This is a genomic window from Bacillus sp. FSL K6-0994, assembly GCF_038630815.1.
Classification (GTDB): domain Bacteria; phylum Bacillota; class Bacilli; order Bacillales; family Bacillaceae; genus Bacillus; species Bacillus safensis.
On sequence record NZ_CP152043.1, the window covers coordinates 733830 to 758793 of the forward strand.

General features: G+C 41.8%; 22 protein-coding genes. 13 read left to right on the plus strand and 9 right to left on the minus strand.

Annotated features, from left to right (window positions below):
• Window positions 1-35: 35 nt before the first annotated feature.
• Window positions 36-686, plus strand: coding sequence for an MOSC domain-containing protein (locus MHB69_RS03670; RefSeq protein ID WP_034283671.1), 651 nt, complete (start codon window positions 36-38; stop codon window positions 684-686).
• Between the two features lie 42 nt (window positions 687-728).
• Here the strand turns inward: MHB69_RS03670 and MHB69_RS03675 are convergent, their stop codons facing one another.
• The 3 genes from MHB69_RS03675 to map all read right to left on the minus strand — a co-directional run bounded on the left by MHB69_RS03675 (window position 729) and on the right by map (window position 2234).
• Complete coding sequence (locus tag MHB69_RS03675) at window positions 729-866, minus strand: YflJ family protein (protein WP_064497716.1); 138 nt, start codon at window positions 864-866, stop codon at window positions 729-731.
• A gap of 133 nt (window positions 867-999) precedes the next feature.
• Entirely contained in the window at window positions 1000-1161 is a 162-nt protein-coding gene (locus tag MHB69_RS03680; RefSeq protein WP_087976421.1) for a hypothetical protein, read from the minus strand.
• 323 nt (window positions 1162-1484) lie between these two features.
• Window positions 1485-2234 (minus strand): type I methionyl aminopeptidase, encoded by a 750-nt coding sequence (gene map / locus MHB69_RS03685; protein ID WP_024424611.1) that lies wholly within the window; start codon window positions 2232-2234, stop codon window positions 1485-1487.
• Between the two features lie 188 nt (window positions 2235-2422).
• Here map and nagE point away from each other — a divergent pair, with 188 nt between their 5' ends.
• The gene (gene nagE / locus MHB69_RS03690; protein ID WP_342496019.1) at window positions 2423-3790 is read left to right on the plus strand and encodes an N-acetylglucosamine-specific PTS transporter subunit IIBC; all 1368 of its coding nucleotides are present in this window, start codon (window positions 2423-2425) and stop codon (window positions 3788-3790) included.
• A gap of 18 nt (window positions 3791-3808) precedes the next feature.
• Here the strand turns inward: nagE and MHB69_RS03695 are convergent, their stop codons facing one another.
• On the minus strand, window positions 3809-4567 hold the full coding sequence (locus MHB69_RS03695) for a DUF817 domain-containing protein (protein ID WP_034283674.1): 759 nt from the start codon (window positions 4565-4567) through the stop codon (window positions 3809-3811).
• A 195-nt stretch (window positions 4568-4762) separates the two neighbouring features.
• Here MHB69_RS03695 and MHB69_RS03700 point away from each other — a divergent pair, with 195 nt between their 5' ends.
• Complete coding sequence (locus MHB69_RS03700; RefSeq protein ID WP_024426621.1) at window positions 4763-5266, plus strand: DoxX family protein; 504 nt, start codon at window positions 4763-4765, stop codon at window positions 5264-5266.
• A gap of 44 nt (window positions 5267-5310) precedes the next feature.
• On the opposite strand, the gene MHB69_RS03705 is transcribed toward MHB69_RS03700, so the two are convergent.
• Window positions 5311-5898 (minus strand): YjgB family protein, encoded by a 588-nt coding sequence (locus tag MHB69_RS03705; protein WP_034283677.1) that lies wholly within the window; start codon window positions 5896-5898, stop codon window positions 5311-5313.
• Between the two features lie 98 nt (window positions 5899-5996).
• Window positions 5997-7979, minus strand: coding sequence for an LTA synthase family protein (locus MHB69_RS03710; RefSeq protein ID WP_046314243.1), 1983 nt, complete (start codon window positions 7977-7979; stop codon window positions 5997-5999).
• 579 nt (window positions 7980-8558) lie between these two features.
• On the opposite strand from MHB69_RS03710, the gene MHB69_RS03715 reads away from it, so the two are divergent.
• From MHB69_RS03715 to MHB69_RS03745, 7 genes are all read left to right on the plus strand, one after another.
• Window positions 8559-10217 carry a pyridoxal-dependent decarboxylase gene (locus MHB69_RS03715; protein WP_046314247.1) on the plus strand — a complete coding sequence of 553 codons (1659 nt, stop codon included), beginning with the start codon at window positions 8559-8561 and terminating at the stop codon, window positions 10215-10217.
• A gap of 31 nt (window positions 10218-10248) precedes the next feature.
• On the plus strand, window positions 10249-11973 hold the full coding sequence (locus MHB69_RS03720) for a methyl-accepting chemotaxis protein (protein ID WP_041116177.1): 1725 nt from the start codon (window positions 10249-10251) through the stop codon (window positions 11971-11973).
• Between the two features lie 179 nt (window positions 11974-12152).
• Complete coding sequence (locus MHB69_RS03725; RefSeq protein ID WP_041116179.1) at window positions 12153-12539, plus strand: DUF1992 domain-containing protein; 387 nt, start codon at window positions 12153-12155, stop codon at window positions 12537-12539.
• A gap of 168 nt (window positions 12540-12707) precedes the next feature.
• Window positions 12708-14144: a PTS system trehalose-specific EIIBC component gene (treP, locus tag MHB69_RS03730; protein WP_101676698.1), complete on the plus strand. Its 1437-nt coding sequence runs from the start codon at window positions 12708-12710 to the stop codon at window positions 14142-14144.
• 15 nt (window positions 14145-14159) lie between these two features.
• Complete coding sequence (treC, locus tag MHB69_RS03735) at window positions 14160-15860, plus strand: alpha,alpha-phosphotrehalase (protein WP_041116184.1); 1701 nt, start codon at window positions 14160-14162, stop codon at window positions 15858-15860.
• Window positions 15861-15879: 19 nt separating this feature from the next.
• Window positions 15880-16608, plus strand: a complete 729-nt coding sequence (gene treR / locus MHB69_RS03740; RefSeq protein WP_061110564.1) for a trehalose operon repressor — start codon at window positions 15880-15882, stop codon at window positions 16606-16608.
• A 65-nt stretch (window positions 16609-16673) separates the two neighbouring features.
• Window positions 16674-17108 (plus strand): terpene synthase, encoded by a 435-nt coding sequence (locus tag MHB69_RS03745; protein WP_342496020.1) that lies wholly within the window; start codon window positions 16674-16676, stop codon window positions 17106-17108.
• A 38-nt stretch (window positions 17109-17146) separates the two neighbouring features.
• Here MHB69_RS03745 and MHB69_RS03750 read toward each other — a convergent pair whose 3' ends face one another.
• Entirely contained in the window at window positions 17147-21439 is a 4293-nt protein-coding gene (locus tag MHB69_RS03750; RefSeq protein ID WP_342496021.1) for a multifunctional 2',3'-cyclic-nucleotide 2'-phosphodiesterase/3'-nucleotidase/5'-nucleotidase, read from the minus strand.
• Window positions 21440-21692: 253 nt separating this feature from the next.
• Here MHB69_RS03750 and MHB69_RS03755 point away from each other — a divergent pair, with 253 nt between their 5' ends.
• A complete protein-coding gene (locus MHB69_RS03755) occupies window positions 21693-22211 on the plus strand; it encodes a type 1 glutamine amidotransferase domain-containing protein (protein ID WP_041116188.1) in 519 nt (172 codons plus the stop codon).
• 107 nt (window positions 22212-22318) lie between these two features.
• On the opposite strand, the gene MHB69_RS03760 is transcribed toward MHB69_RS03755, so the two are convergent.
• A complete protein-coding gene (locus MHB69_RS03760) occupies window positions 22319-22534 on the minus strand; it encodes a DUF1128 domain-containing protein (RefSeq protein WP_003214000.1) in 216 nt (71 codons plus the stop codon).
• 77 nt (window positions 22535-22611) lie between these two features.
• Window positions 22612-23967 (minus strand): sodium:alanine symporter family protein, encoded by a 1356-nt coding sequence (locus MHB69_RS03765; RefSeq protein WP_041116190.1) that lies wholly within the window; start codon window positions 23965-23967, stop codon window positions 22612-22614.
• Between the two features lie 173 nt (window positions 23968-24140).
• Here MHB69_RS03765 and MHB69_RS03770 point away from each other — a divergent pair, with 173 nt between their 5' ends.
• Together MHB69_RS03770 and MHB69_RS03775 are read left to right on the plus strand one after the other, a co-directional pair.
• Window positions 24141-24611 carry a low molecular weight protein-tyrosine-phosphatase gene (locus MHB69_RS03770; RefSeq protein WP_024425273.1) on the plus strand — a complete coding sequence of 157 codons (471 nt, stop codon included), beginning with the start codon at window positions 24141-24143 and terminating at the stop codon, window positions 24609-24611.
• Between the two features lie 20 nt (window positions 24612-24631).
• Entirely contained in the window at window positions 24632-24955 is a 324-nt protein-coding gene (locus tag MHB69_RS03775) for a YtxH domain-containing protein (protein WP_041106306.1), read from the plus strand.
• Window positions 24956-24964 lie beyond the last annotated feature (9 nt).

Here is a 24964-nt window from a genome sequence, read left to right on the forward strand (position 1 = left end):
TAAAAGCCAGTAGACAACCAAAGGAGATGGCCATCGTGGGACAAAAGAGATACGACATAGAAGGAATCCAAGTAGGACAGCCTATCATTACCTATGCGAATGGAAAAGAAATCAAAACAGCCATCAACAAAAGGCGCATTCATGAGCCTGTGTATTTAAGTCAGGTCAATTTTGAAGGAGATGGTCAGGGGGATTTGGTTCATCATGGGGGTTATGATAAAGCCGTCTGCGTCTTTCCGTATGATCATTATGCTCACTTTGAACAATTTTTAGGGGTTCCATTACAGGAAGCTGCCTTTGGCGAGAATGTAACAGTACGCCAGCTAGTCGAAACGAATGTGCATATTGGCGATGTGTTTCAGCTTGGAGATGCATTTGTTGAGGTGAGCCAGCCAAGACAGCCTTGTGTGAAATTATCTCTTAAGCATGGCAACATGAAGCTTGTAAAGGAAGTGCAAAAAACAGGGTATACAGGCTTTTATTTACGTGTATTGAAAGAAGGCATGGTGCCGCCTGATGCATCGCTAGTACTAGTAGAAAAAGCGTCCCATCACATTACGGTCCATGAGGTCAATGAAGTCAAATATCGTCAAACAAGTCCAGAGAGACTGAAAGCCGTTCTTGAAGTAGATGCCTTAGCAGATGTGGTCAGGAAGTCTTTAGAAAAACGAATTCAGCACATTTAAAAAAAGCCGTACATCAGCTTAAGATGTGCGGCTTTTCTAAGCTTATGAGCTGCGTTTCTTTTGCTCAAGAAGATTTGCAAGGAAATATGTTTTTAAGCTTTGAAGCTTTCTTCCTTCATGCTTGGTCACACCAAGCTTCTTTAATTCTTCGACATACCAGCCTTTGCTACCATAATGCATGATAGAAAACTCCTTTCAATTGAAACTGCCTGCATTGTAACATCTCAAAAAAGAGGTGAAAAGCGTGCAGGTGTCAAGAAATGAAAACTGATTCTATCTGCCTATGATCCATGTATATGCTGGAAATATTGATTTATGAATTTGGCGGGTTGAGGGTAACGAGGATCATGCCGACCGTCATAATCATGATGATAACACCAAGATAGGTCATCATGGATTGTTTTTTCTTAATCCCTACAACCGTTAAGATAATACTTTCGATGAAAAAGATAACACCTATGATGATGAACCACATATCAAATAAGACCCCTTTCGCATATCTTTGCCTATTTTACCACAGGCTTTTTTGTTTAGTCGTGACAGATTCGTGAAACGGGCATGAAAAAATCCCCTCCAGTGAAGGAGGGGATACAGCGTGTAGACAAACCCTCGCATTCGTTGTCAGGTCTGCGCTCCGGTGCTCACGAATGTCAAATTCGCTCTGCTCCGCTGCTCGTCCTTCCTAGACTGCAAAGGTTTTCTATCACGCTGAAAAGAAGACAAAGGGCTAAAATCAACATCATTTTAGCCCTTTGTCAACAATCTGAATCCCCACCTGTGAAGGAGGGGATAGCTGGCTTACAGCTTTGTTAAAATAATCGGTTCGTCTTTAGTAATCACAATCGTATGTTCAATCTGTGCCACTAGACTTTTATCTGGTGTTTTAAATGTCCAGCCATCATCAGCTTGATAAATTGATTCAGCATTTGTTGAAATAAAAGGTTCAAACGCAATGACTGTGCCATTTTTAAACAAAGCATTATCGAATGGATCATAGTAGTTCAAAATATGATTGGGTGCTTCATGCAGATTCTTCCCAATGCCGTGTCCTGTCAGGTTTTTAATGACAGTAAATCCTTGTTCTTTCGCTGTATTGTAGACCGCACGGCCAATTTGGTTTTGTCTTTTACCGGCTTTTGCATGCTTTAATCCTTCAAGGAACGCATCCTCCGCACACTTACATAATGCTTCAAGACGAGCATCACCTGTTCCTAAAACGAATGAAATACCTGTATCGGAATAATATCCGTCAAGCTCTGCTGAGATATCAATGTTCACGAGGTCGCCCTCTTGTAAAATGGTTTTTTCACTAGGGATACCGTGTGCAACTTCATCGTTTACGCTGATACAAGTGGTACCAGGAAAGTCATATTCCTTTTCAGGTGCTGAATTGGCACCGTGCTCTTCTAATATTTTTTTCCCAATCAAATCTAATTCTTTTGTAGACATGCCTGGTTTCGCTTGGCTTTTCATTTCTTCTCTTGCCAAAGCGACAATTCGGCCGACTTTTTTTAAGGCTTCTAACTCATGATCATGTTTGACAATCACTGTTCATTCCCGCTTTCTATATCTTCATTCTATTCAATAGCTTACCACATTTTACGCAAAAAGAGTAAAGAGCGGAATTCAAATGGATGTGGACAAATTGGTATAGATAACTAGACGTGCATATGATATATTTTTTATGAACATCATGAATGATTTTGGTCATGATGATGACAAAGGGGGGAAATCAGATGGTGTTTCAGTTTTTTCAAAAGCTAGGAAAATCATTTATGCTTCCAATCGCTGTACTTCCAGCAGCAGGGATTATTTTGGCCATTGGGCGGGAGGATGTATTCAATATCCCGTTTATTCATGCGGCAGGGAATGCAATTTTTGCGAACTTGGCTTTAATTTTTGCAATGGGTGTAGCGATTGGTATTTCAAAGGATGGAAACGGGGCAGCGGCATTATCAGGAGCGATCTCTTATTTTATTTTGTCAGCCGGTACAACGTCGATTAACTCAACCAACAATATGGGGGTATTGGGCGGTATTTTATGCGGGCTTTTGGCAGGTTATGTTTACAATAAATTTAAGGATACGAAACTGCCGGAATACTTAGGTTTCTTTAGCGGAAGGCGGCTTGTGCCTATTATGACCGCACTTTTCACCATTCTATTAGCAGCCGTTTTCGGATATGTATGGCCTCCGATTCAAAGTGTGATCAATGATTTAGGAGAATGGATTTTAAGTCTTGGGGCAACAGGTGCAGGGCTGTTTGGTTTCTTTAACCGATTGCTCATTCCATTAGGACTTCACCATGTCTTGAATAACTTATTTTGGTTTCAATTCGGGGAATTCAGCGGGGCAACAGGGGATTTAGCGCGATTCTTTAAAGGAGATCCAAGCGCGGGTGTCTTTATGACCGGATTCTTCCCAGTGATGATGTTTGGTCTGCCAGCGGCATGTCTAGCCATGGTTGTGACTGCAAAACCTGAGAAGCGAAAAGCAACAGCGGGTCTGATGATTGGGATGGCACTTACATCATTTATAACAGGGATCACTGAACCAATTGAATTTTCTTTTATGTTTTTATCTCCACTTTTATATGGTGTCCATGCTATTTTGACGGGGCTTTCGCTTTTTATTGTAAACACTCTCGGGATTCATAGCGGCTTTGCCTTTTCAGCAGGTGCGATTGATTACGTCTTAAGCTTCGGAATTGCGCAAAAACCGATCTTGCTTCTTGTAGTAGGAATCATTTATGGCGTCGTGTACTTTGTCGTTTTCTATTTCCTCATTAAACTATTAAAGCTGAAAACACCAGGCAGGGAAGATGATGACATGGAAGATATCGCAGCGGATGATACGGTGATGGCAGGAGGAGCGAGTATGCTCGTAGAGGGACTTGGCGGCAAAGACAACATCACCACCATCGATCATTGTGCAACGCGTCTTCGCTTAACAGTAGAGGATACAAATTTATTAAATGAAGGTACATTGAAGAAAGCAGGTGCCAAAGGGGTCCTGACTTCTGGAAAAACAACCGTACAAATCATCATTGGAACGAATGTAGAATTTGTCGCAGATGATCTCCGTAAGGAAGTCGATCGAGATTAAAAAAAACGTTCAGCCAGGTCAAATGGGCTGAACGTTTTTTTGTTTACGCTGTTCGATCACCAGTACAATGCTGATGACAACAAGTAAAAACCACGAACTGATTTTACCAAGATGGACGAGAGACCAAGCATGCTGCTGATTTGGATATTGCCATGCGCCTAAAAAGGTCGTGACATTTTCGGCCACCCAAATAAAAAAGCCAATCAGGAGAAATGAAACAACAAGCGGCATTCGAAAGGAAGATGGACCAACCTGAAACGAAACCGACGTTTTCCGAAACACAACAACAAGCAGACATGTCAGCCACCACCTGACATCATAGAGCCAGTGATGCGTAAAGAAATTGAGATAAATGCACAAACTGATGCCAATTGAAAGAAATGGATGAGGCCAGTCGGCCACTTTTACATGAAGTCGTGAAAGTGCCTGATAAATATAACTAGCCACACTCGCATACATAAAGCCGCTATAAAGTGGAACCCCAAATATTTTTGTATAAGCTTCTTCAGGGTAGGACCAAGAGCCCATATGTACTTTATACACTTCTAAACAGATTCCTATGAGATGAAATAGACAAATGACCTTTAGCTCCGCCCAAGTCTCCAGCCGCAGCGTCAGCATCAGGATCTGAGCTGCGATGCAAAGCAGTAGAATGAAATCATACCGGTGAAGAAAAGGAATAGACACCGTCTTTGATAGGGCAAGCGCCGCAAAGATCATGACGGGGAATAGACATGAGATGGCTTGTAAATAAGCAAAATGAAATAGTGTTTTCATACAAAATTAAACCCCTTTTTACTGTCTGAAATGACTTAGACGGTTTTAGCAAGGGAAAAGTTTACCTCAACTAGATATTCATGAACAATTTGTGAATATATATGTGAAAAAGATCACAAATAACATTCCGCATAGTATAATAAGATCATAAAGAAAATGTGAAATATTTCACATAATTTAAAAGGAGGCATCATCATGTTTACAAAATTCTTACAAACGAATGTATGGGCAGCCGTTATCCTTTTGGCAGCAAGACTTTATATCGGATGGACTTGGCTGACATCTGGTATTGGAAAACTAACAGGTGGATTTGATGCATCAGGCTATTTACAATTTGCAATATCTGAACCTGTCGTCAAGGATGGTCATCTAGTGTATCCGTTCTATGTATGGTTTTTAGAAAATGTCGCTTTGCCAAATGCCGGACTATTCAGTGCCATGGTCATGTGGGGAGAAATCTTAGTAGGCCTAGGATTAATTGTTGGATTGTTTACAACAACGGCAGCCTTTTTTGGAAGCGTGATGAATGTCTCTTTCTTACTAGCTGGAACTGTCTCTGTGAACCCGCTGCTTCTTCTGATCGCAGTCTTCATAATGGCAGCGAAAGGAAATGCCGGAAAACTTGGTCTTGATTATGTAGCAGGTCCAGTCCTCAAACGAAAATTGAAAAGAAAGCCGCAATTAGAAGTGGCATCATAATAAAAGAAAAGCATCCTGAGTAAACGCTCAGGATGCTTTTTTATTTAAGAATCGGCTTTAATAAGGTTGATATGCAGGACGGTGAGCTCATGCTGACTCATATCTGGATCATGGCCTACGATAAATTCGAGTTCATAATCACCGGTTCGATACACATATTTTTTCTCTTTTGTCTGCGGAATGGTACTCACTGAATCCGCTGGTCCAAGCTGTTTCTTTAGTAACGAAGGGGTCATACCGCCGATATTTGTTTCTTTTTCTACATTTGTACCGAAATAACGGATTTCATCAATTTTGCCTTTCGCATCATAGTGAAAAGCAAATCCAGGATTCCCCATTTCCGCATGATACAAATCAAAGCTGCTTTGACCTGTTTCTGGATATGGATGTCCGAGCTGATGATGAACGTCTTTTTTTGTTTGAACGCCTATTTTCAGTCCCTTCGCATAGTAGGGCATTTGTCCTTTATGTGCCAGCTTATAAATGCTGTTAAGCGCGGCTTTTGGACCTTGAGGAACGGATTGCTCTGCTGCTGGTTTAATCATGGCGTGTGCTGAGACCGCAGGGCTGAAACCGAATAGGGCCGATGAAGCAAGTGAGGCAGTTACGACAAAAGCTGCTGTTTTCTTCATGATAAATCCCTCCTTCTTCTCCTATACCCGGGGCCATCATGATCAAACGTGAAAAGAACCAGCTGATCAAGGATCGGCTGGTTCTTAGCATGAGAACGTTATTTTGAAGAAGAGCTGGATTCATCTTTGGCGGAAGAGGAATCCTTTTCATCCTGTACTTTCTTTGTATAGTCATAATCGTTGCGGTCAATCGGTGTAAAGCCTTTAGGCTTGTAGAAACGGAGTAAATCTTCGGTGACAATCTTATCAGATGTCTCCAGCATCTTTTTCACCGTTTCATTTTCTTGCGATGCCTTGTCAGTTGGCTCGATTTTCTCGCCTGTTTTGTTGCTGTAATAGTTATTGCCTACTTTCGTGTAGTCCTTAGAGACGAAGTCACCGTTTCTAAATGGCACAAGCTCTTTAAAGTTCTTCGATAAGATATCAGAACCAGACATTAAATAGTTCTTCGTATCATCGCCAAGCAGGTGCAGAAGAGTTGGTGCGACATCGACTTCACCAGAGTATTTATGAATCTGTCCGCCTTTTACGCCAGGAACATGAATAAAGAGCGGCACACGCATGAGCTGCGCATTTTCATAATCTCCAATTTTTTGCCCTGTCACTTTTTCCATCGCTTCATTATGATTTTCAGAAATACCGTAATGATCGCCGTACATAATAACGACGGTATTGTCATAGAGACCTGACTTTTTCAAATCGTTGAAGAACTGTTCAATCGCTTCATCTAAATAATGAGCCGATTGGAAGTAGTTATCGACGACAGAGTCTCCGAAGTCACCAGGTTCGAAATCAGTATCACCTTCGTCCATTCCAAATGGGAAATGGTTCGATAAGGTAATGAATTTCGAATAAAACGGCTGCTTCATGTTTTTAAGAATTGGCATCGATTCTTTGAAGAACGGTTTGTCTTTCAGTCCATAGTTCTTCGTATCCTGCTCGTTCATATCGTAGTACTCAGAATCGTAAAATCTGTCATATCCAAAGGATTTAAACATTTCATTACGGTTCCAGAAGGTTTTCGTATTTCCATGGAATTCTGCTGACGTATATTGATCCTTCTTCAAAATACCAGGAAGTGCTTGATATGTGTTTTGCGCCTTGTTAATAAAAACAGAGCCCTGTGATAATGGGAATAACCCAGTATCCATCATAAATTCAGCATCAGACGTTTTTCCCTGTCCTGTTTGATGGAAGAAGTTATCAAAGTAAAACGTTTTGTTGTCGTGTGCCAATGAATTAAGGAATGGCGTTACTTCTTTTCCATTGACCTTATAATCAATGACAAAGTTTTGCAGAGATTCAAGAGAAATTGTAATGACGTTCATGCCTTTCGCTTTCCCGTAATAAGCAGGGTTAGGATCAGCGCTGTTCGCTTTTAAATAGTTCTCTACATCTGTCACGTCATTTGAATTTGCCAGAGCACGCTGGCTGTTTGATTTTACATTTTGAATGGCATCAAACACAGTAAAGTTATAAGCGCCTAAATATTTAACTAAATAATTGCGGTCGAACGATCTTGATAAAAGCTCTGGACGATCGATCTCTGCAGCCACTAAGTTTAAAACAAAGATCACAACAGAGGACACAAGGACGAGTCTAAACGATTTTGACTTTTGAACAGGTACAGTGGCTGTACTTGTTTGCTGCTGCCTTTTCATGCGGACTGCAAGTACGATCAAAATGATTGTATCAATAAAGTAAAACACATCAGTCCAACGCATGAGTGAAAATGCACTATCACCTAATTGTCCGCCATTCGTTCCTGCCTGCATCACTGTAGGCAGCGTGATAAAGTCATTGAAGAATCGATAGTACACGATGTTTGCGTATAGTAAAAAAGACATGAAAAAGTGAATCACAATGATAGCGGCAGGCTGCCATTTTTTCTTGAACAATAAAGCAAAGCCAAGAAAGAACAAGCTGGAGCTAATAGGATTCACGAAAAGCAAAATATGCTGAAGCACATTTGATATACCAAGTTTAAATTCGATTAAATACGCTGAATACGTTTTGAGCCATAGTAAGACGGCTGCAATCAGAAAGAAGCCGAGACCTCTTTTTTGAATAAATGTTTTCATATAAACACTCCTTTTCTCCGTTAAACGGAAGAGGCGGAACGAAAGAAAACGAACCATTAGAATATACCACGAAATGCACAAATAGAAAAGTCATAACCAGTGAAGAGCCTTTGGAAGCCTGTCCGAGCAATAAAAGGGGAGAAAATGAAAATATTCGCCCATCGAAAAACTTTTTATGAAAATCGACCTATTAATGACAGAAAATTCAGTAATTTTCCAGTTGCTATATCAATAAAACAGGTAAAAAGACACAAGTCTAAAGAATTAATTTGATTTCTACAATGGTCATTTAGAGAGTATTTCCATTGTTTCTTAATGTTTATGCAGGTTAAGCAAAAAAAATGAGCCATGGAATGGAATAAGACGGTGGATAAAAATTCCTCTCATAAAATATATCAATATATTTTTGTGTTTCACGAAAATAATGGCTTTCATGTGTTTTTTAAGGGTTTTATTTATTTTAATAAGTGAACAAATTATCTAAATATACTTAAGTGAACATATTGAGACTATAAACTTCTGAATTGGGGTCGATATAGACAGTGACAGGAAATCTTCCATTGAAAGGATTGATAGTATATGACTGTACGAGCAGAGAACCTCGTTCAGAACTGGTTTCCGAGTGAGGACGGAAATGCAGGAGAGCGTAAAGAACTCATCAAATTGATGGAGCAGATCATTTCAGGGGTCGATGACCTGAAAGATCCCAACCGTGCACACCTTAAAGGTGAAAAGAATCGTGGGGAGGACTTTTACAAAAAGCTTACTGAAACAAGTCAAATTCCGATGAACGGCCAGCAAGCGGAACTTGTGAATGAAGAATTACTGAAGCTTTTACATAACCATCCATACCACACCAAGTATTTCTTCACGAACATTTTGCCAATGGCAAGTACACCAGGAATTTTAGGCATGCTGACAGCTATGCTGGTAAACGGAAACAACCTATGGGATGTTTATGGACCAGCAGGTGCGGAAGCTGAGGTCAGAGTGGTCTCAATGATGTCTAAGCTCATCGGATATGATCCAAATGTGAGCGGGGGATACACAACATGGGGAGGTCAAGGAGCGATTTTTTCAGGACTTCGTTTAGCGATCGCAAAAGCTGCGCCGGAGTCACTGCGAAAAGGAGTTCCGCAAAATCTTTATGCGTTTTGTTCTGATGCTGCACATTACAGCCTATTTAAGTCAATGGAAGCAACAGGACTTGGCACAAACAACTTAATCAGAATTAAGACGAATAAAGATCATTCAATGGATATGGAAGATTTGCGTTGTCAAATGGAACGTGTTGCACAGGGTGGCGGGATTCCCGTTTATATTGTTGCAACAACCGGAACAACAGATGCCATTGCAATTGATGATGTAAAAGGGGTACGTGAAACAGCAGAAACGATTGCTGAAAAGTATGATCTGAAGGTGCCGCATATTCATGCAGATTCGGCGCTGGGTGGATTCTTTGCTTTCTTTAATGAGTATGATGTATCGGAAAATCCGCTGCAATTCTCAGACGGTGTTCTTCGTATGCTAAAAGAAATCAAAGCGAAATTCCAGCATCTGTCTCTTGCAGACTCGATGTGCTTTGATTTTCAAAAGCTTGGCCAAACACCTTACACATCCAGTTTATTCCTAGTGAAAAACGCTGCTGACTTAAAGCGTTTGGACCTGGAAGAACAGGAGACACCATATGTTGGCCATAGAGGCTACGGGGAATACCATACGGGTTATACACTGGAATGCTCAAGAATGGGAAGCTCGATCAGTATGCTGAGTGTGCTGTTAACGTTTGGGATTGAAGGCTATCAGCGCTTGCTCGGTCAATTCTTAGAAGTGAACCTTGCCTTCAGAGAAGCACTTAGTCGGGAAATTCCGCAAGCAGAAGTCGTGAATGATGACAACGTCGGAATGGCTACATTATTTAGAATTTACCTAGACGGCTCACCGCGTTTTCAAGAAGAGATTTCTGGCGAAGCGACTTCAATCGAAATTGAGCGGAACAATGAATTGAACAAAATGCTGTTTGAAAAGCTTGGAGAGAAAAGAGATGAGATGTTCTTTGGCGATACAACGAAGTTTTTACTTGTCAACTCGAAAGAAGGCCAAGAATTCTATCTAAGTGTTAGTAAGTTTTTTGTCATCTCACCTTATACGTTACCAGAGCATATCCCTCATATCGTATCTTATTTAAAAGATGTGATTGCATCTGTTTGTGGACAATTTGAAAATGTACATGCTTAAATCAAATCTGAGAGTGGAGATGTAGGAAAAAATGGCGAAACAAAGGAAATTTGGAGGATACACGATATCCTCTAAAATCATGTCAGTCGTTACCGTAACATTACTCGCAACCGTTGCATTATTCGTTCTAACCTTTTATCTAGTGAGCCAGGATTTATCATCCCAGTTATTAAAGCAATTTGATTATCGATTAACAACAGATATTGATACTGCCAAAAAAGAAATCGATAACATCGATGGAAACGTGCTCAGCATTAGCGGGAAGGATGATCCCATTTATGCCGAGATTAAAACGAAATTCACAGAGCTTCAAAAAGATCATACGCTTGAGAACTTATACGTGTTATCTAATAAAGGCGGTAAAGAAAGAATTATCGTATTAACTGGAGAAGACAATGATTTTGACCAGGATTATGCATTTTCAGATGAGATGAAACAAGCTCTTTCTGAAGATAAAATGGTCAAAAGTGATATTTACAAAGATTCATTTGGTACACATAAATCAGTCTTTTTGCCAATCAAGGATTCAGGCGGTGAGCTGACAGGGATTTTAGGCATTGATTTAGATGCGTCTGTCGTGCCTCAAACAACGCAGAAGCTGACGATCTATATCACAGTGGCATCTGCCATTGTGCTCATCGGTGGATTACTCTTCTCATACTTTATGGGAAGAAGAATTGCGAAACCAGCACGTTCATTGATGGAATCAGCGAACCGAATTGCTGACGGTGATTTAACTGGTGTGGTAGAGGTTGAAAGTAAAGACGAGATCGGCCAGCTTGCCGCATCCTTCCAAAAGATGCAGGGGCGGATCAAAGAGCTCATTTCGAAAATCTCACACTCATCTAGTGAAGTGTCGAAAATGTCTTCACAGCTTCGTACGGTGACGAACGAATCGAGTCAAAGTGCGCAGCAAGTATCAGAAGCCATGACGAATATGAGTGAAGGAATCAATGATTCTGTCGCAAATATTACGGATTGTACGACATCCGTTGCTGAGATCGATACGCAAATCGAAGGTGTCACAAAAGAAGTTGATGAAATGAAATCTGTTTCATCTAACGTACAAGAGCAGTCAGAATCTGGTCAAAAATTAGTGAACCATGTGCTTGATCATCTGAATATGCTACATGACAAGATGACCAACTCAAAGCAGGCAGCAGAAGAATTACAATCTCATTCAACGGAGATTGAAAGTGTCATCTCGATTATTACAGACATTTCAGCACAAACGAATCTGCTTGCACTGAATGCTTCCATTGAAGCGGCACGTGTTGGAGAAGAAGGAAAAGGCTTTGCTGTTGTGGCAGATGAGGTGCGCAAGTTAGCTGAGCAATCAGCGGATGCGGCTAAAACCGTTTCAGACCTTGTCATCGGTACACAGGAAAACAGTCAGCGCGTTCTTGAAAGCGTAGAGGAAAGCAGTAAAGCAGTGGAAGAAGGACGTGAGCAAATGGAAGGCACGTCACAAAACTTCGCTTTGATTTACGACGGTGTGTCCCAGTTTTCAAGAAGAACGAACAATTTGCTTGCTTCTATTAAGCAAGTTGAGAAAGCATATCAAACGATTTCTACATCGATTGAGCAAATTTCTGTTGTATCGGAAGAACATGCAGCCAGCTCTCAAGAAGTGGCGGCAGCAACAGAACAGCAAAGTGCTGGTATGCAGCAAATTTCAAGTGCGATTGAACAGCTCTCTGATATGTCGGATGACTTAGCACAAATGGTCTCAACCTTCAAAGTCGACAATAAATAACGAGAAAGGGCTAAAATATTTTAGCCCTTTTTCTCTTTTCAGCGAAGAAGGGACGAGCACCTGAGCGCAGGATAGACACCGAATGCGAGGGGTTGTCTAGATGCTGAAGCTGGCTCTTGTGAGAGAGCCAGCTTTTTTGCTATGCTTAATCAAATACTTGCGGCGAAAGGAGAAACGCTATGGATTTTGCGCAGAGATTATCAGAAGAACGGATCAAAAAAGCGATGGATAACGGGGCTTTTGAAGGATTATCTGGCTTTGGGAAGCCTCTGCCAAAAGATGATGCTGCTCATGTACCAGAAGAACTTAGAATGGGCTACCGCATCATGAAAAATGCCGGATTTGCTGGGGAAGAAACAGCGCTGAAAAAAGAACTCATGACTGTCAAAGAGCTGCTTCGCTCCAGTATAGACGGAGAGGAGAGAAAAAAGCTGTCTCTCATATGTGAAGAAAAACAAAAACGTCTGGATGAACTTACATCTAAGCGCCAAACTTTTGCCCGTCCAGCTTCCTCCTTTTATAAAAATAAGGTCTACGAGAAATTAACGGAGCATAAAAAAAGATGATGACACGCTGCCTCTCCCTGAGCACATTGAGGGGGCTTTTTTTATGTAAGCGCTGCATTTTGTTGTTGACTACATGTATATACAAATATAAAATAATAATCAAACATGTATATACAAGTTTTTTGGTTCTTTTTTCTTATATAAAAAAACGATCTCGGAGGGGATAGTATGGCTGATTATCAGGCAGCAGCAGATCAGATTGTGAAAGCCATCGGCGGCAAAGAAAATATTGATCAAGCGACACATTGTGTGACAAGGCTGCGCTTTGTGCTGAAAGATGAAGGTAAGGTGGATGAGAAAGCACTTGAACAAATTGAAGAAGTGAAGGGATCTTTCTCAGCGAACGGTCAATACCAAGTGGTGATCGGCCAAGGGGTCGTCAATCGAGTATATGCCGAAATGGTCAAAAGGACGGGGATTGGGGAAGCCACAAAAGAGGACGTCAAGCGTGCCTCTGATCAAAAACTAAATCCATTGCAGCGTGCTGTGAAAACGCTTGCGGATATCTTTATACCGATTCTTCCTGCCATCGTCACAGCCGGTTTATTAATGGGGATTAACAATATTTTAACAGCTCCTGATATTTTCTTCGATCAAAAATCGATTGTGGATGTGTATCCGGCATGGGCTGATTTAGCGAATATGATCAACTTAATTGCAGGCACTGCCTTCACCTTCCTGCCAGCATTAATTGGCTGGTCAGCTGTGAAGCGGTTTGGGGGGAATCCGCTTTTAGGGATGGTCCTTGGACTAATGCTTGTACATCCAGACTTGTTAAACGCATGGGGCTATGGAGCGGCTGAGAAGACCGGTGACATTCCTGTTTGGAACTTGTTTGGACTTGAAGTGCAGAAGGTAGGCTATCAAGGACAGGTTCTTCCGATACTCGTTGCCTCTTATTTACTTGCAAAGCTCGAATTATTTATTACAAAACGGACACCTGAAAGTATTCAGCTTTTAGTTGTTGCACCGATTACGTTATTAGTCATTGGATTTTTATCATTTATCGTCATTGGACCTGTTACCTTTGCAATCGGTAATGTTTTAACATCTGGACTTGTAGCTGTATTCCAGCAATTCGCAGCACTTGGCGGTCTATTATATGGCGGACTGTATGCAGCATTAGTCATTACAGGAATGCACCATACGTTCCTCGCTGTGGATATTCAATTGATTAACTCAAAGCTGCACGGCACGTTCCTATGGCCAATGCTTGCACTGTCCAATATCGCACAAGGATCAGCTGCACTGGCAATGATGTTTGTCTTAAAAGATGAAAAGCAAAAAGGACTTTCGCTGACATCAAGTATTTCTGCTTATTTAGGAATTACCGAACCGGCGATGTTTGGGGTCAACCTGCGTTATCGATTCCCATTTATTTTTGCACTGATCAGCTCAGGATTAGCCGGTATGTTTATCGCCTCTCAAGGGGTGCTGGCAAGCTCAGTTGGTGTTGGAGGCATTCCAGGAATCTTCTCCATTATCCCGAAATATTGGGGGGCATTTGCAATTGGAATGGTGATTGTACTCATCCTCCCATTCATCGGTACTCTTTTATATGCAAAACTAAAAAAGAAGAAGGATTTTTCAGAAGAACTTAACTAGTGGTGGTGAAGGAAATTGAATCAGCAATCAAATGAACCGTGGTGGAAAAAAGCGGTGGTCTATCAAATTTATCCGAAGAGCTTTTTAGATACAACGGGCTCTGGTACAGGGGATATCAATGGCGTGACGAAAAAGCTTGATTACATCAAAGAGCTTGGGGCGGATTGTATTTGGCTCACGCCAATGTATGAGTCCCCGCAGCATGACAACGGCTATGATATTAGTGATTATACAAAAATCCATGACATGTACGGCACAATGACAGATTTTGAACGCATGCTGAAGGAAGCGCATGAGAGAGGAATACGAGTCATCATGGATCTAGCCGTTAACCATACATCCATTTTCCATGAGTGGTTTCAAGCCTCGCGTGAGTCAAAGGATAACCCTTACCGAGATTATTATATTTGGAAGGAGCCAAAAGCGGACGGATCTCCTCCGAACGATTGGCAGTCGAAATTTGGCGGCCCAGCCTGGGAACTAGACGAAATAACAGGAGATTATTATCTCCATTTATATGATGTCACTCAGGCGGATCTCAATTGGGAGAAGGATGAGGTGCGCAGGAAAGTATATGACATCATGCACTTTTGGTTTGAAAAAGGAATTGATGGGTTCAGGCTGGATGTCATCAACAACATTTCAAAGGATCAGCGCTTCTTAGATGATGCCGGACAATCTGTGCAAGGCGACGGCCGCATGTACTATACGGACGGGCCGAGAATTCATGAATTTCTGCATGAAATGAACCAGGAGGTTTTTTCGAAATACGATAGCATGACAGTTGGAGAAATGTCTTCAACGAATATCGCAGACTGCATTCGGTATACAAGACCTGATCGGCAGGAGCTGGATATGACGTTTAACTTCCATCATTTAAAGGTGGATTATCCAAACGGCGAAAAGTGGGCGATCGCACCATTTGATTTTCAAGAATTAAAGTCGATTCTGTCTGAATGGCAGACGAAAATGCATGAGGGCGGCGGCTGGAATGCGCTGTTCTGGTGCAATCATGATCAGCCGCGTATCGTCTCAAGATATGGTGATGATGACACGTATCATCAGCAATCAGCGAAGATGCTGGCGACCACGATTCATCTGATGCAGGGGACTCCTTATATTTATCAAGGTGAGGAAATTGGCATGAAGAATCCTCGCTTTGAGGACATTTCGTCTTACCGTGATATCGAATCACTCAATATGTACGAAGTCATGCTTGAAAAGGGAAAATCAAAGGAAGAAGCACTCGCCATTTTACAGGTCAAGTCAAGAGATAATGCGAGAACTCCAATGCAGTGGACCTCAGAGAAGAATGCAGGCTTCTCAACAGGAACGCCTTGGATTGAGCCAGCCGATAACGACATTTCGGTCGAAGCTGCGTTAAAAGACCGGACGTCCATTTTCTATCATTACCAAGCCCTTTGCAGACTGCGTAAAGAACTTGATGTGATCACATATGGCAGCTTCTCCTTACTTTTAGCAGAAGATCCAAAGATTTTTGCTTATGTTAGAGAAAGCAAGAATGAGAAGCTCCTCGTGATCAACCACTTTTATGCAGGGGAGGCGGACTTTACGCTTCCTGATGAGCTTGTGCAGGCTGTAGATGAGATGGAGGGGCAAGTCCTGTTATCCAATTATGAGGATGTGCCGGCACATATCAAGGGATTTACGTTGCGCCCATATGAGTCAATCGTTTATCATTTAACCAAACGCTAGAAAATGGGGCGGAGGGAAAATGAAAGAGAATAAGTTTCGAGTGATTTATGATCAGCTCGCAAGACGAATTGAGCAAGGTGAATGGCAGGATAAAGGCATCCTCCCATCAGAGCATGAACTTTCTATCATGTACGACACGTCCCGGGAGACGGTGAGAAAGGCATTAAATATTCTGGTGCAAAATGGCTATATTCAAAAAATCCGCGGGAAAGGTTCTGTATTGCTGAATCGGGAGAAAATGCAGTTTCCTGTTTCAGGTCTTGTCAGCTTTAAAGAGCTTTCCCAAACGCTTGGCCGAAAGACGGTCACAACAGTTCATGAATTTGGTTTAATCAAACCGGATCAGTATATTCAGTCTCAGCTGAAAATTGATGAACAGACAGACGTCTGGAAAGTCATTCGATCTCGCAATATTAGCGGTGAAGAGGTGATTTTAGACAAGGACTACTTTTTGCAAAAGCATGTCGAAGTATTGTCTAAAGACATATGCGAAGGATCAATCTACGAGTATATTGAGGGAGAACTCGGTGTATCGATCAGCTATGCTCAAAAAGAATTTGTGGTAGAGCCATGTACAGAAGAGGACGCCAAGTACCTTGATTTGAAGGGATTTGACCATGTCGTTGTGGTAAAAAATTATGTGTTCTTAGAGGATACGAGTCTATTTCAATACACAGAAAGCCGTCACCGATTAGACCGCTTCAGATTCGTCGATTTTGCTAGAAGAGAAAGAACGGACAGAGCCTAGGCTCTGTCCTTTTCAGGTTATGGGAAAAGTAGATGACGAATAGATCACTACTTTCTGGAGGAAAGATGATGAGAGTAAATAGACCATTAAAATTAAGAGATTTAGAAATATTCAGTGTGATGAAAGATCAGCAGATTTTATGTTATGTCATCATTGAAGATACGCGAAAACCGTTTACGGCAGAAGACAGAAAGCTGGAACCTTTATGTTATATGGATGAAGAAGATATACAAGCGTATTTGAATGTTTTTCATATTTCCATTATCAATGATGAAAAATTAAGTGAAGAGGATTTAACTCTTGTAGAAGATTATTTTGCAGACTTTGTGAATAATACAAACTTAACGAATTTTATTATAAGAGATTATGTTCAAGAGGATTTATATGCCGTCGATGATGAAGATGACATCACATTCTTCAATAGAATGCTGCGTCATATAGGATCAAATGAGGTGAAACAATTTGATAAACGCAATTGGATTTATTTATCCCAAGATTGAGATGAGAAAAGACAGAGCATAGGCTCTGTCCTTTTCTTTTAGGATGATACATTTTTTCTTGTACGCTTGCGCTGGTAGTAATATAGGATACCGCCTGAGGCAAGCATGAGTACGCCAATCAATACAGCTGTATACATCATTGTTGCTGTATTCGGGAGTGTGCCGCCTGGGAGTCCGGTTCCATCTTGGTTTGGATCTGTACCTGTACCTCCGCCTGGCGCTGATGTACCGCCGTCTCCGCCAGTTTGATCTGGCGTTGTTCCAGCTGCCCCGCTTTGGTTGAGTACGGTATATTCGCTGAAGTGTTCAGTTTGACCTGATACGACACCATTTTCGAACGATCCGTTACTTGTTTTTGCATAACGGTTTTTCTTGCGGTCTACATAATATACACCAGGTTTCTTCGCCTTTTGAGGCTCATCTAATGTAAAGGATAGTGTGACAGAATCTTTAAAGGTAGAAACCTTTTTCTGATCTTGTTTGATTTGGAAATCATACGTATCCGTTAATGCATTTTTCACCTTATCCGTCTTTGTCATCCATATATCTGCGCTTTTCTCGGACAAGTTAGAGAGCGGTAATGCGAGTCCCACTTTGTCATGATAGATGGTGACGTTTGGATCTTGCTCTCTTTTCTTCAGCTCGGCTACCTGCGCTTTTGATAGGGACAATTGAACGTTTTTCGCTTCGCTCGCTTTGTCTAAATAGAGCAATGCTTTGTTTGTATGCTGCACATACGTTTGGAATTTCTCATCATCTTGAATGTCATAGGTGCCTTTTCCTTTCGCACGCGGAAGGAAGACTTCTTTCACCCTGTGATCGATGACAGGAGAAATATGCCCGCCGTCTGCCTGTTCAATTTGCTCTTTGAAGATTTCATAGTCAACATAGCCTAAGTCTTCGCCGTGAGAGGCTTCTGTAAAGACACTGTAGCCATCTCCGCCTGTGCCGACAAATGCGTTTGTCGCCACGCGGTATGTTTTCTTATCATCAATGTCTGATAGTTTGCCGTTTTCGTCTTTCAGTTTGACATCAATGAGTCTGCTGCCAGCTGGTTTACTCAGTGTAAACGTATATTCAATGCCGGCTACATGAGGGAATGCGCCGCCGCCTTCCTCAATGCCTGAAAGCCCTTGTTCGAGTGCTTTCTTAATTTGGCTGCCTTTTAGATCTGCGACATAGAGTGTGTTTCCGAATGGCATGACCGTTAAAATGTCACCTAAAGTGATATCTCCTTTTTCAATGCTGCCTCGAATTCCGCCGCCGTTTGTGATGGCAAGATCAGCACCAGCAGATTCTTGCGCTTTCTTCAGCATGCCGTCAGCAATAAAGTTCCCAAGGTTCGTTTCCTTTGCACGGACATGCTCGCGTTGTCCATCTAAGAGGACATCAGCAGACCCGACTTTTTCCGTTTTTAAATCTTGAATATCTGCCTTGTACTGATCGAGGATCGCTTTTGCATCAGCATCTTCTTTGACAGAGTCATCGATGGTGATGAGATCAAAAGAAGATTCCTTTGGCTGTACGACTCCTTTTTGATTAAAGGCCACGTCTACTTTTCCTAAAAATTGTCCGTAGTCTTTTACCTGTGCGACAATCGTTGGTTCTTTCTTATTGACGACCTTTAATTTTTCAACAAGGGTGTGCGTGTGACCGCCAATGATTAAATCAATACCATCTACTTTTTGAGCAAGCTCAAGGTCACGGTTATAGCCAATGTGTGTTAAAGCAATGATTTTGTTGATTTTTTCTTCTGTTTGAATCGTGTTAACTGTTTCTTTTGCTTTCTTGTATGCATCCTTGAATTGAATGTTGGGACCGCTGCTGGATGTAATGGCCGTGTCTTCAGTGGTTAAGCCGAATACAGCCACCTTTTCACCGTTTACATCAAGCAGGATGTATGGGTATATCCCAGCTTCTTTTTTCTCACCAGCTTTAAATGTCGCTGGCTTTTTCACTAAGCCGCTCAATTGTTTTTCCTTAGAGACATCAACGTTTGATGACACAATTGGGAATGCAGGCTTTTCAAATTGGTGACGGTTTTTCGCATCTACATCTGAAGCATCACCCGTCAGGAATTGACGAAGAACAGAAGGACCTTTGTCAAATTCATGATTACCAAACGTCATGGCATCATATTTCATTAAGTTCATTAGTTTTAGGTCGGCAAGTCCTTGCCATTTTGTGAAATATAGGTCACCAGAGAAGACGTCTCCAGCATCTAATAAAATGTTGTTTTTGCTTTCTGCTCGAACTTCTTTAATCTTTGTTGCACGTCTTGCCGCATCATCAAGGTGGGCATGTGTATCGTTTGTATGCATCACCGTTAAATTCCAGTTGTCTGATGAAGGCGGTTCTGTTGTGCCATCCTCTTTAAAGGCGAGCTTGTACACGCCAAGACCATCTGTGCTGGCGTTACGAACAAAGTCTACGCTGCTTGATTTTTCAGCAAACGGCTTAGCTAAAAGAGAAGATTCGAATGTGACTGTTGCTCCTTTGATTGGTGCAATGGACCAGTTTTGATCCGCACTTGGGTTGATGGTTTTTTGTTCGATAATATAATCCATCAGTACTTGGCGGTTCTCATCAGCTGAGGCAAGCACCACTTTATCTTGCGTCAGATGCGGGAAGCCTCCGCCGCCAGAAGCTCGATAGTTGTTCGTCACGACTAAAAATTCTTGATTGTCAGAGACTGGTTTCCCGTTGTAGGACAGGTTTTTGATGCGGTTTGCATTTGCATTGACAAGGGTGCCTGTTGTGCTGTACTTAGCAGGCTGCGTCACATCGACTTGATAGGTGATACCATCGATCACATCAAAGTTATACGAGCGGTATTCTTCGTTTAAAATAGGCTGTTCATTTGAATCGTTTGGTTTGATTTGATTAAACTGTCCGGCAGACATCTCGAGCCAGTCTTTGACTTCACTGCCTTTGAGTTTAACAATCTGCACGGTGTTATCGTAAAGGTAGAGATCGCCGATATTTTTAATCGCTAAATCACCTTTTGCGATATTCGTATAATAATTCACACCGTTTCGACCGCCGGCTTTAAACGGGGCGCCTGCAGATAAAATCGGTAAGTTTTTGTACGCGGTATCCTTCATTTTTTCTTGTGCATACCATTTTTGTGCATCTGTCACAATTTGAATAGAGGGGTCATCCATCACTTGAGCAAAAAAGCTGTTAATGTCTGCTTCTGTTTTACCGACAGGTTTTCTCACATAATCAAGTGTGTTTTGATGCGTTGTTTGAATGGCATCTTTCACAGTGCTGTTTTGAGAAGTGACTCCTGCAACAGGTTCAATCTTTCCTGTTCCGTCTGTGACCTTCCATTTGCTGCCGTCAGGCTCTAATGTTAAATCAATGACTCCGAGGTAGCTTCCCCAGTTTTTTGACATGACGACTGGAATGCCGTTGATCGTTCCTTTTGAGACATCGAATTTGTCGACGCCGCTATATTCAGCGCTTGGGAATGTGCCGTGCTGGTGGCCGGACACGATCGCATTGATGCCTTTTGTTTTCGTGGCAAGATCAAAGATCATATTTTCTGACCCTTTAGGCGAAGCGGTTTTTTCAATTCCTGTATGGGCAAGAGCGACGATGATATCTGCCCCTTTTTCCTTCATTTCAGGAATGGTTTCATTGGCAGATTCGACGATATCCTGCACTTGAACTTGTCCATCTAAATGTTTCTTATCCCACGTCATAATTTGCGGTGGAACGAATCCTATGTAACCGACTTTTACAGTTTGTGAAGCTCCGTTTGCATCTTTAAAGGTTTTATCTTGGATCACATAAGGCGTAAAACGGTGTTCTCCATTTAATTTTTTGACGTTCGCATTGACAATCGGGAAGTTAGCGCCGGCAATGGTACCATCAAGAAATGATAATCCGTAGTTAAATTCATGATTGCCAAGTGTTCCTGCATCGTACTTTAGTTTGTTGAGTGTATGAATAATGGGGTGAACCTTTGTTTGATTAATGATGCGGTCTTTCTCATTTTTGTAAACGTATTCTCCAAGAGGGGTTCCTTGAATCAGGTCTCCGTTATCAACAAGGAGTGTATTAGGATTTTGTGAACGGTGCTTTTCTATCAGCTCGGCTGTTTTTGCCAAACCAAATTCATTTGTTTCTTTGTCGCTGTAATAATCGTAATTCATCATGTTGGCATGTACATCCGTTGTGGCTAAGATGCTGACTTTTACGGCATCGCCGTTTTCTATTGCTGCATGAGTAGGTACTGCTGGGAGAATGAGACTAATCATCATAATGGAAGTGAGCAGAATAGACAGGTTTTTCCTTCGTTTAGACCTATGTGCTTGCTTCTTCACCTGATCTCCGCCTTTCTAATTTTTTTGACCACAATACCTATTGTAGAAATGTTTCGTTAACTTTTGTAGTTATTTTTTGCAGATTATTGTAAAGATAACATAAATCATACGAATTACCTTGTTGAGGGAATATAAATAAGTCTAAATGCTTATTTTCATCATAAGGGGTTTTCTGATCGGGATAGGATGTTTGATTTCAATGTACCCGGGTATAGTGTGTAATGTAACGATAATCAAGCAGGAGGGTTTCTACATGGGTAAGAAAATTGCAGTTGTATTAACAGATTACTTTGAGGATGTTGAATTCACCGAGCCTGCAAAAGCCTTTAAAGATGCAGGCCATGAGGTCACAGTGATTGAAAACGAAAAAGGAAAAACAGTGAAAGGGAAGCAAGGAGAAGCAGAAGTGAGAGTGGATGCGTCCATTGATAACGTGAAGCCTGAAGACTTCGATGCACTTCTGATTCCTGGCGGGTTCTCCCCAGACATTCTGCGTGCAGATGATCGCTATGTCCAATTCACAAGAGCATTTATGGACGAGAAAAAACCAGTATTTGCGATCTGTCACGGACCGCAATTGCTCATTACAGCGAAGACGCTGGAAGGCAGAGGCGCGACTGGCTATACATCCATTCAAGTAGATATGGAAAACGCAGGCGCAAAATTCCAAGATGAAGAAGTTGTCGTTTGTCAGGATCAGCTTGTGACAAGCCGTACACCTGATGACATTCCAGCATTTAACCGTGAATCATTAAAACTGCTCGCAAAATAAGCAGTTTTGACAGGATAAACAAAGCCAGCACCTTGCGGGGTGCTGGCTTTTTCTGCGCATGGATGGAAGAAAGCGGCGTAAACCGCAATCCAGTTTCCTTTGCACGATTATTTTCTTAAGTTTTTTAGCTCGCTTGCGATGGCTTGCATTTCACTTGGGCTGAATGAAGATTTTTTCATCACCATTTGGTGTAGAAATTCAATATCTTCGTACTTGTCTGGACTGAAGTCCTCGGCTTTGATGACTCCAATGTTCAGCATATTTAACTTTTGCGAAATGTCTTCAATCAGCTGATTGACTTCAGCCGCTTTTTGCTCTGACAAGGGCGGCACGTCCTTTCCTGCATATGTGTTGAATAATATGTCTATTTTAACAGAAATGCAAAAGAATAAAAGGGCTATTAAGACGACACCGAGATGTTTTTCTCCTTTTTCTCCTGCTTGATCTTATCAATGATTCGTTTAGATTCAAACACGACAACCCCAGATAAACCGATGAGGCCGATCAAGTTAGGAACAGCCATCAGTCCGTTTAGCATATCCGCCACGCCCCAGACGAAATCATTCTTAAACACGGCACCGAAAAAGACAGCAATAACAAACACAACACGATAATACATCACATATGAATCTTTCACCAAATATGTAAAGCATTTTTCGCCATAATAGGACCAGCCAATAATGGTGGAATAGGCGAATAAAAGTAAGCCGATTGCAACAATGATTGAGCCGATTGGACCAAGGAAATGAGCAAAGGATAACGAGGTGAGTGCATCACTTTTTTCTGTGACGTACATATCGGCCATGACAATTGTGATCCCTGTAATGGAACAAACAATCATCGTATCAATAAAGACTTGCGTCATTGACACAAGCGCTTGACGAGCAGGCATATCTGTTTTGGCAGCAGCTGCAGCGATTGGTGCAGAACCAAGACCCGCTTCATTGGAAAATACCCCTCTCGCCACACCCCAGCGGATTACGGTACCGATTGCACCGCCTGCAACGGCTTGACCTGTAAATGCATCCGTAAAAATGAGCCCGACGGCACTTGGGACAAGATCCGCATTCATGACAAGAATGATCAGTCCGCAAATGACGTAGAATAAAGCCATGACCGGTACAAAAATAGCCGTCACACGGCCAATGCTTTTAATACCGCCTAAAATCACGAGGGCAGTAAAGGCCGTAATAATAATGCCGGTGATCCATGTTGGAATTTGAAAGGTTGAATTCATGACACCAGAAATCGAATTTGACTGCACGAGATTCCCAATCCCAAAGGCAGCCGTAGCGCCAAAAATAGCAAACAGCACCCCTAGCCATTTTTGCTTCAAGCCATGCTCCAAATAGTACATCGGCCCGCCGGACATTTCCCCTTTTTCATTTTTGACACGGTATTTCACTGCGAGAACAGCTTCAGCATATTTTGTCGCCATTCCAAAGAACGCTGCAAACCACATCCAAAACACAGCGCCTGGTCCGCCGGCAATGACAGCAGAGGCGACCCCTACAATATTTCCCGTTCCAACCGTTGCAGCAAGGGCTGTCATTAATGCTTGGAAGTGAGAAATATCACCTTCTGATGTCTTATCTTGCTTTGAAAATGCCAGCTTAAGCGAATAGGGGAGCAGCCTAATTTGAATGAAGAGCACGCGAAAGGTAAGGTAAATCCCTGTCCCCACGATCAAAAACAAAAGCGGCGGTCCCCATAATACATCATTGATACTGCTGACAATCTGTTCTACCCATCCCATATGTATCCCCCTTTATTTGTTTATTTCTCCTAAAGTGTCACCTTTTTTTGTATAATGTGTCAATGCCGATGGGAGTTTTTCTTGCAAAGTTTTCAAAAGAAAAAGGGCTTGATATGATAGAGAAAAGGTTTCCGAAAGCAGTTCTTAGGGAAAAGATAGGAGGAGAATGAAGAATGATTCATGTATTATTCGTATGTCTTGGCAATATTTGCAGATCACCGATGGCGGAGGCCATGTTTAGAAAACGAGTAGAAGATGAGGGGCTAAGCGAGCACTTTGTCATTGATTCAGCAGGCATTGGCGGCTGGCATCAAGGCAGCCCTCCGCATGAAGGAACACGAAAGCTGCTTGATGAAAAAGGGATCAGCTATGAAGGAATGTCCGCAAGACAAATCATAGATGAGGACATCACAGCATACGACTATATCATTGCGATGGATGCTGAAAATGTTGGGGCACTTCGCAGTATAGCCGGCTATGGGAAACATCACTTTATTGGCCGTCTTCTTGACTTTGTTGAAGACGACGATCGAGATGATGTGCCAGACCCTTATTACACTGGAAACTTTGAGGAAGTACATGATTTAATTGAAAAAGGAATTGATCGTTTTTTGACGTATGTAAAAAAAGAGAAACACCTTTAACTGAAAGGAGATCAGACGAGATGGAAGAAAAAAATCAAATCATGCTTCGAGGAGCTGTGATAGGAGCAGCTTGCGGCGCACTGCTGACATTATTTCATCGGCCAACGAGAATCGCGCTTAAAGACAAATGGGATGACTGTCAGGAAAAGCTGGCGGAATACCGTCAGGAGCCAGCCAGAATTTCTGCTTGCATGAAAGAAAAAATGGAAGAAACGAAGCAGCTGATGCGAACAGTCTCAGATGATTTGTCATTTTTAAATGAACAAGTCAATCAGTTAAAGGAAACAACCCCAAAAGTATTAGAGATTATTGAAGAAACAAAGGATCACTTTCGATCGAAATAGAAAGATTGA

What these genes read in the sequence shown, in the direction of transcription:
- MHB69_RS03675 (WP_064497716.1), bottom strand. Translation starts at nt 866, where the DNA reads ATGCATTATGGTAGCAAAGGCTGGTATGTCGAAGAATTAAAGAAGCTT.
- MHB69_RS03680 (WP_087976421.1), bottom strand. Translation starts at nt 1,161, where the DNA reads ATGTGGTTCATCATCATAGGTGTTATCTTTTTCATCGAAAGTATTATC.
- nagE (WP_342496019.1), top strand. Translation starts at nt 2,423, where the DNA reads ATGGTGTTTCAGTTTTTTCAAAAGCTAGGAAAATCATTTATGCTTCCA.
- MHB69_RS03695 (WP_034283674.1), bottom strand. Translation starts at nt 4,567, where the DNA reads ATGAAAACACTATTTCATTTTGCTTATTTACAAGCCATCTCATGTCTA.
- MHB69_RS03700 (WP_024426621.1), top strand. Translation starts at nt 4,763, where the DNA reads ATGTTTACAAAATTCTTACAAACGAATGTATGGGCAGCCGTTATCCTT.
- MHB69_RS03705 (WP_034283677.1), bottom strand. Translation starts at nt 5,898, where the DNA reads ATGAAGAAAACAGCAGCTTTTGTCGTAACTGCCTCACTTGCTTCATCG.
- MHB69_RS03710 (WP_046314243.1), bottom strand. Translation starts at nt 7,979, where the DNA reads ATGAAAACATTTATTCAAAAAAGAGGTCTCGGCTTCTTTCTGATTGCA.
- MHB69_RS03715 (WP_046314247.1), top strand. Translation starts at nt 8,559, where the DNA reads ATGACTGTACGAGCAGAGAACCTCGTTCAGAACTGGTTTCCGAGTGAG.
- MHB69_RS03720 (WP_041116177.1), top strand. Translation starts at nt 10,249, where the DNA reads ATGGCGAAACAAAGGAAATTTGGAGGATACACGATATCCTCTAAAATC.
- MHB69_RS03725 (WP_041116179.1), top strand. Translation starts at nt 12,153, where the DNA reads ATGGATTTTGCGCAGAGATTATCAGAAGAACGGATCAAAAAAGCGATG.
- treP (WP_101676698.1), top strand. Translation starts at nt 12,708, where the DNA reads ATGGCTGATTATCAGGCAGCAGCAGATCAGATTGTGAAAGCCATCGGC.
- treR (WP_061110564.1), top strand. Translation starts at nt 15,880, where the DNA reads ATGAAAGAGAATAAGTTTCGAGTGATTTATGATCAGCTCGCAAGACGA.
- MHB69_RS03745 (WP_342496020.1), top strand. Translation starts at nt 16,674, where the DNA reads ATGATGAGAGTAAATAGACCATTAAAATTAAGAGATTTAGAAATATTC.
- MHB69_RS03755 (WP_041116188.1), top strand. Translation starts at nt 21,693, where the DNA reads ATGGGTAAGAAAATTGCAGTTGTATTAACAGATTACTTTGAGGATGTT.
- MHB69_RS03765 (WP_041116190.1), bottom strand. Translation starts at nt 23,967, where the DNA reads ATGGGATGGGTAGAACAGATTGTCAGCAGTATCAATGATGTATTATGG.
- MHB69_RS03770 (WP_024425273.1), top strand. Translation starts at nt 24,141, where the DNA reads ATGATTCATGTATTATTCGTATGTCTTGGCAATATTTGCAGATCACCG.
- MHB69_RS03775 (WP_041106306.1), top strand. Translation starts at nt 24,632, where the DNA reads ATGGAAGAAAAAAATCAAATCATGCTTCGAGGAGCTGTGATAGGAGCA.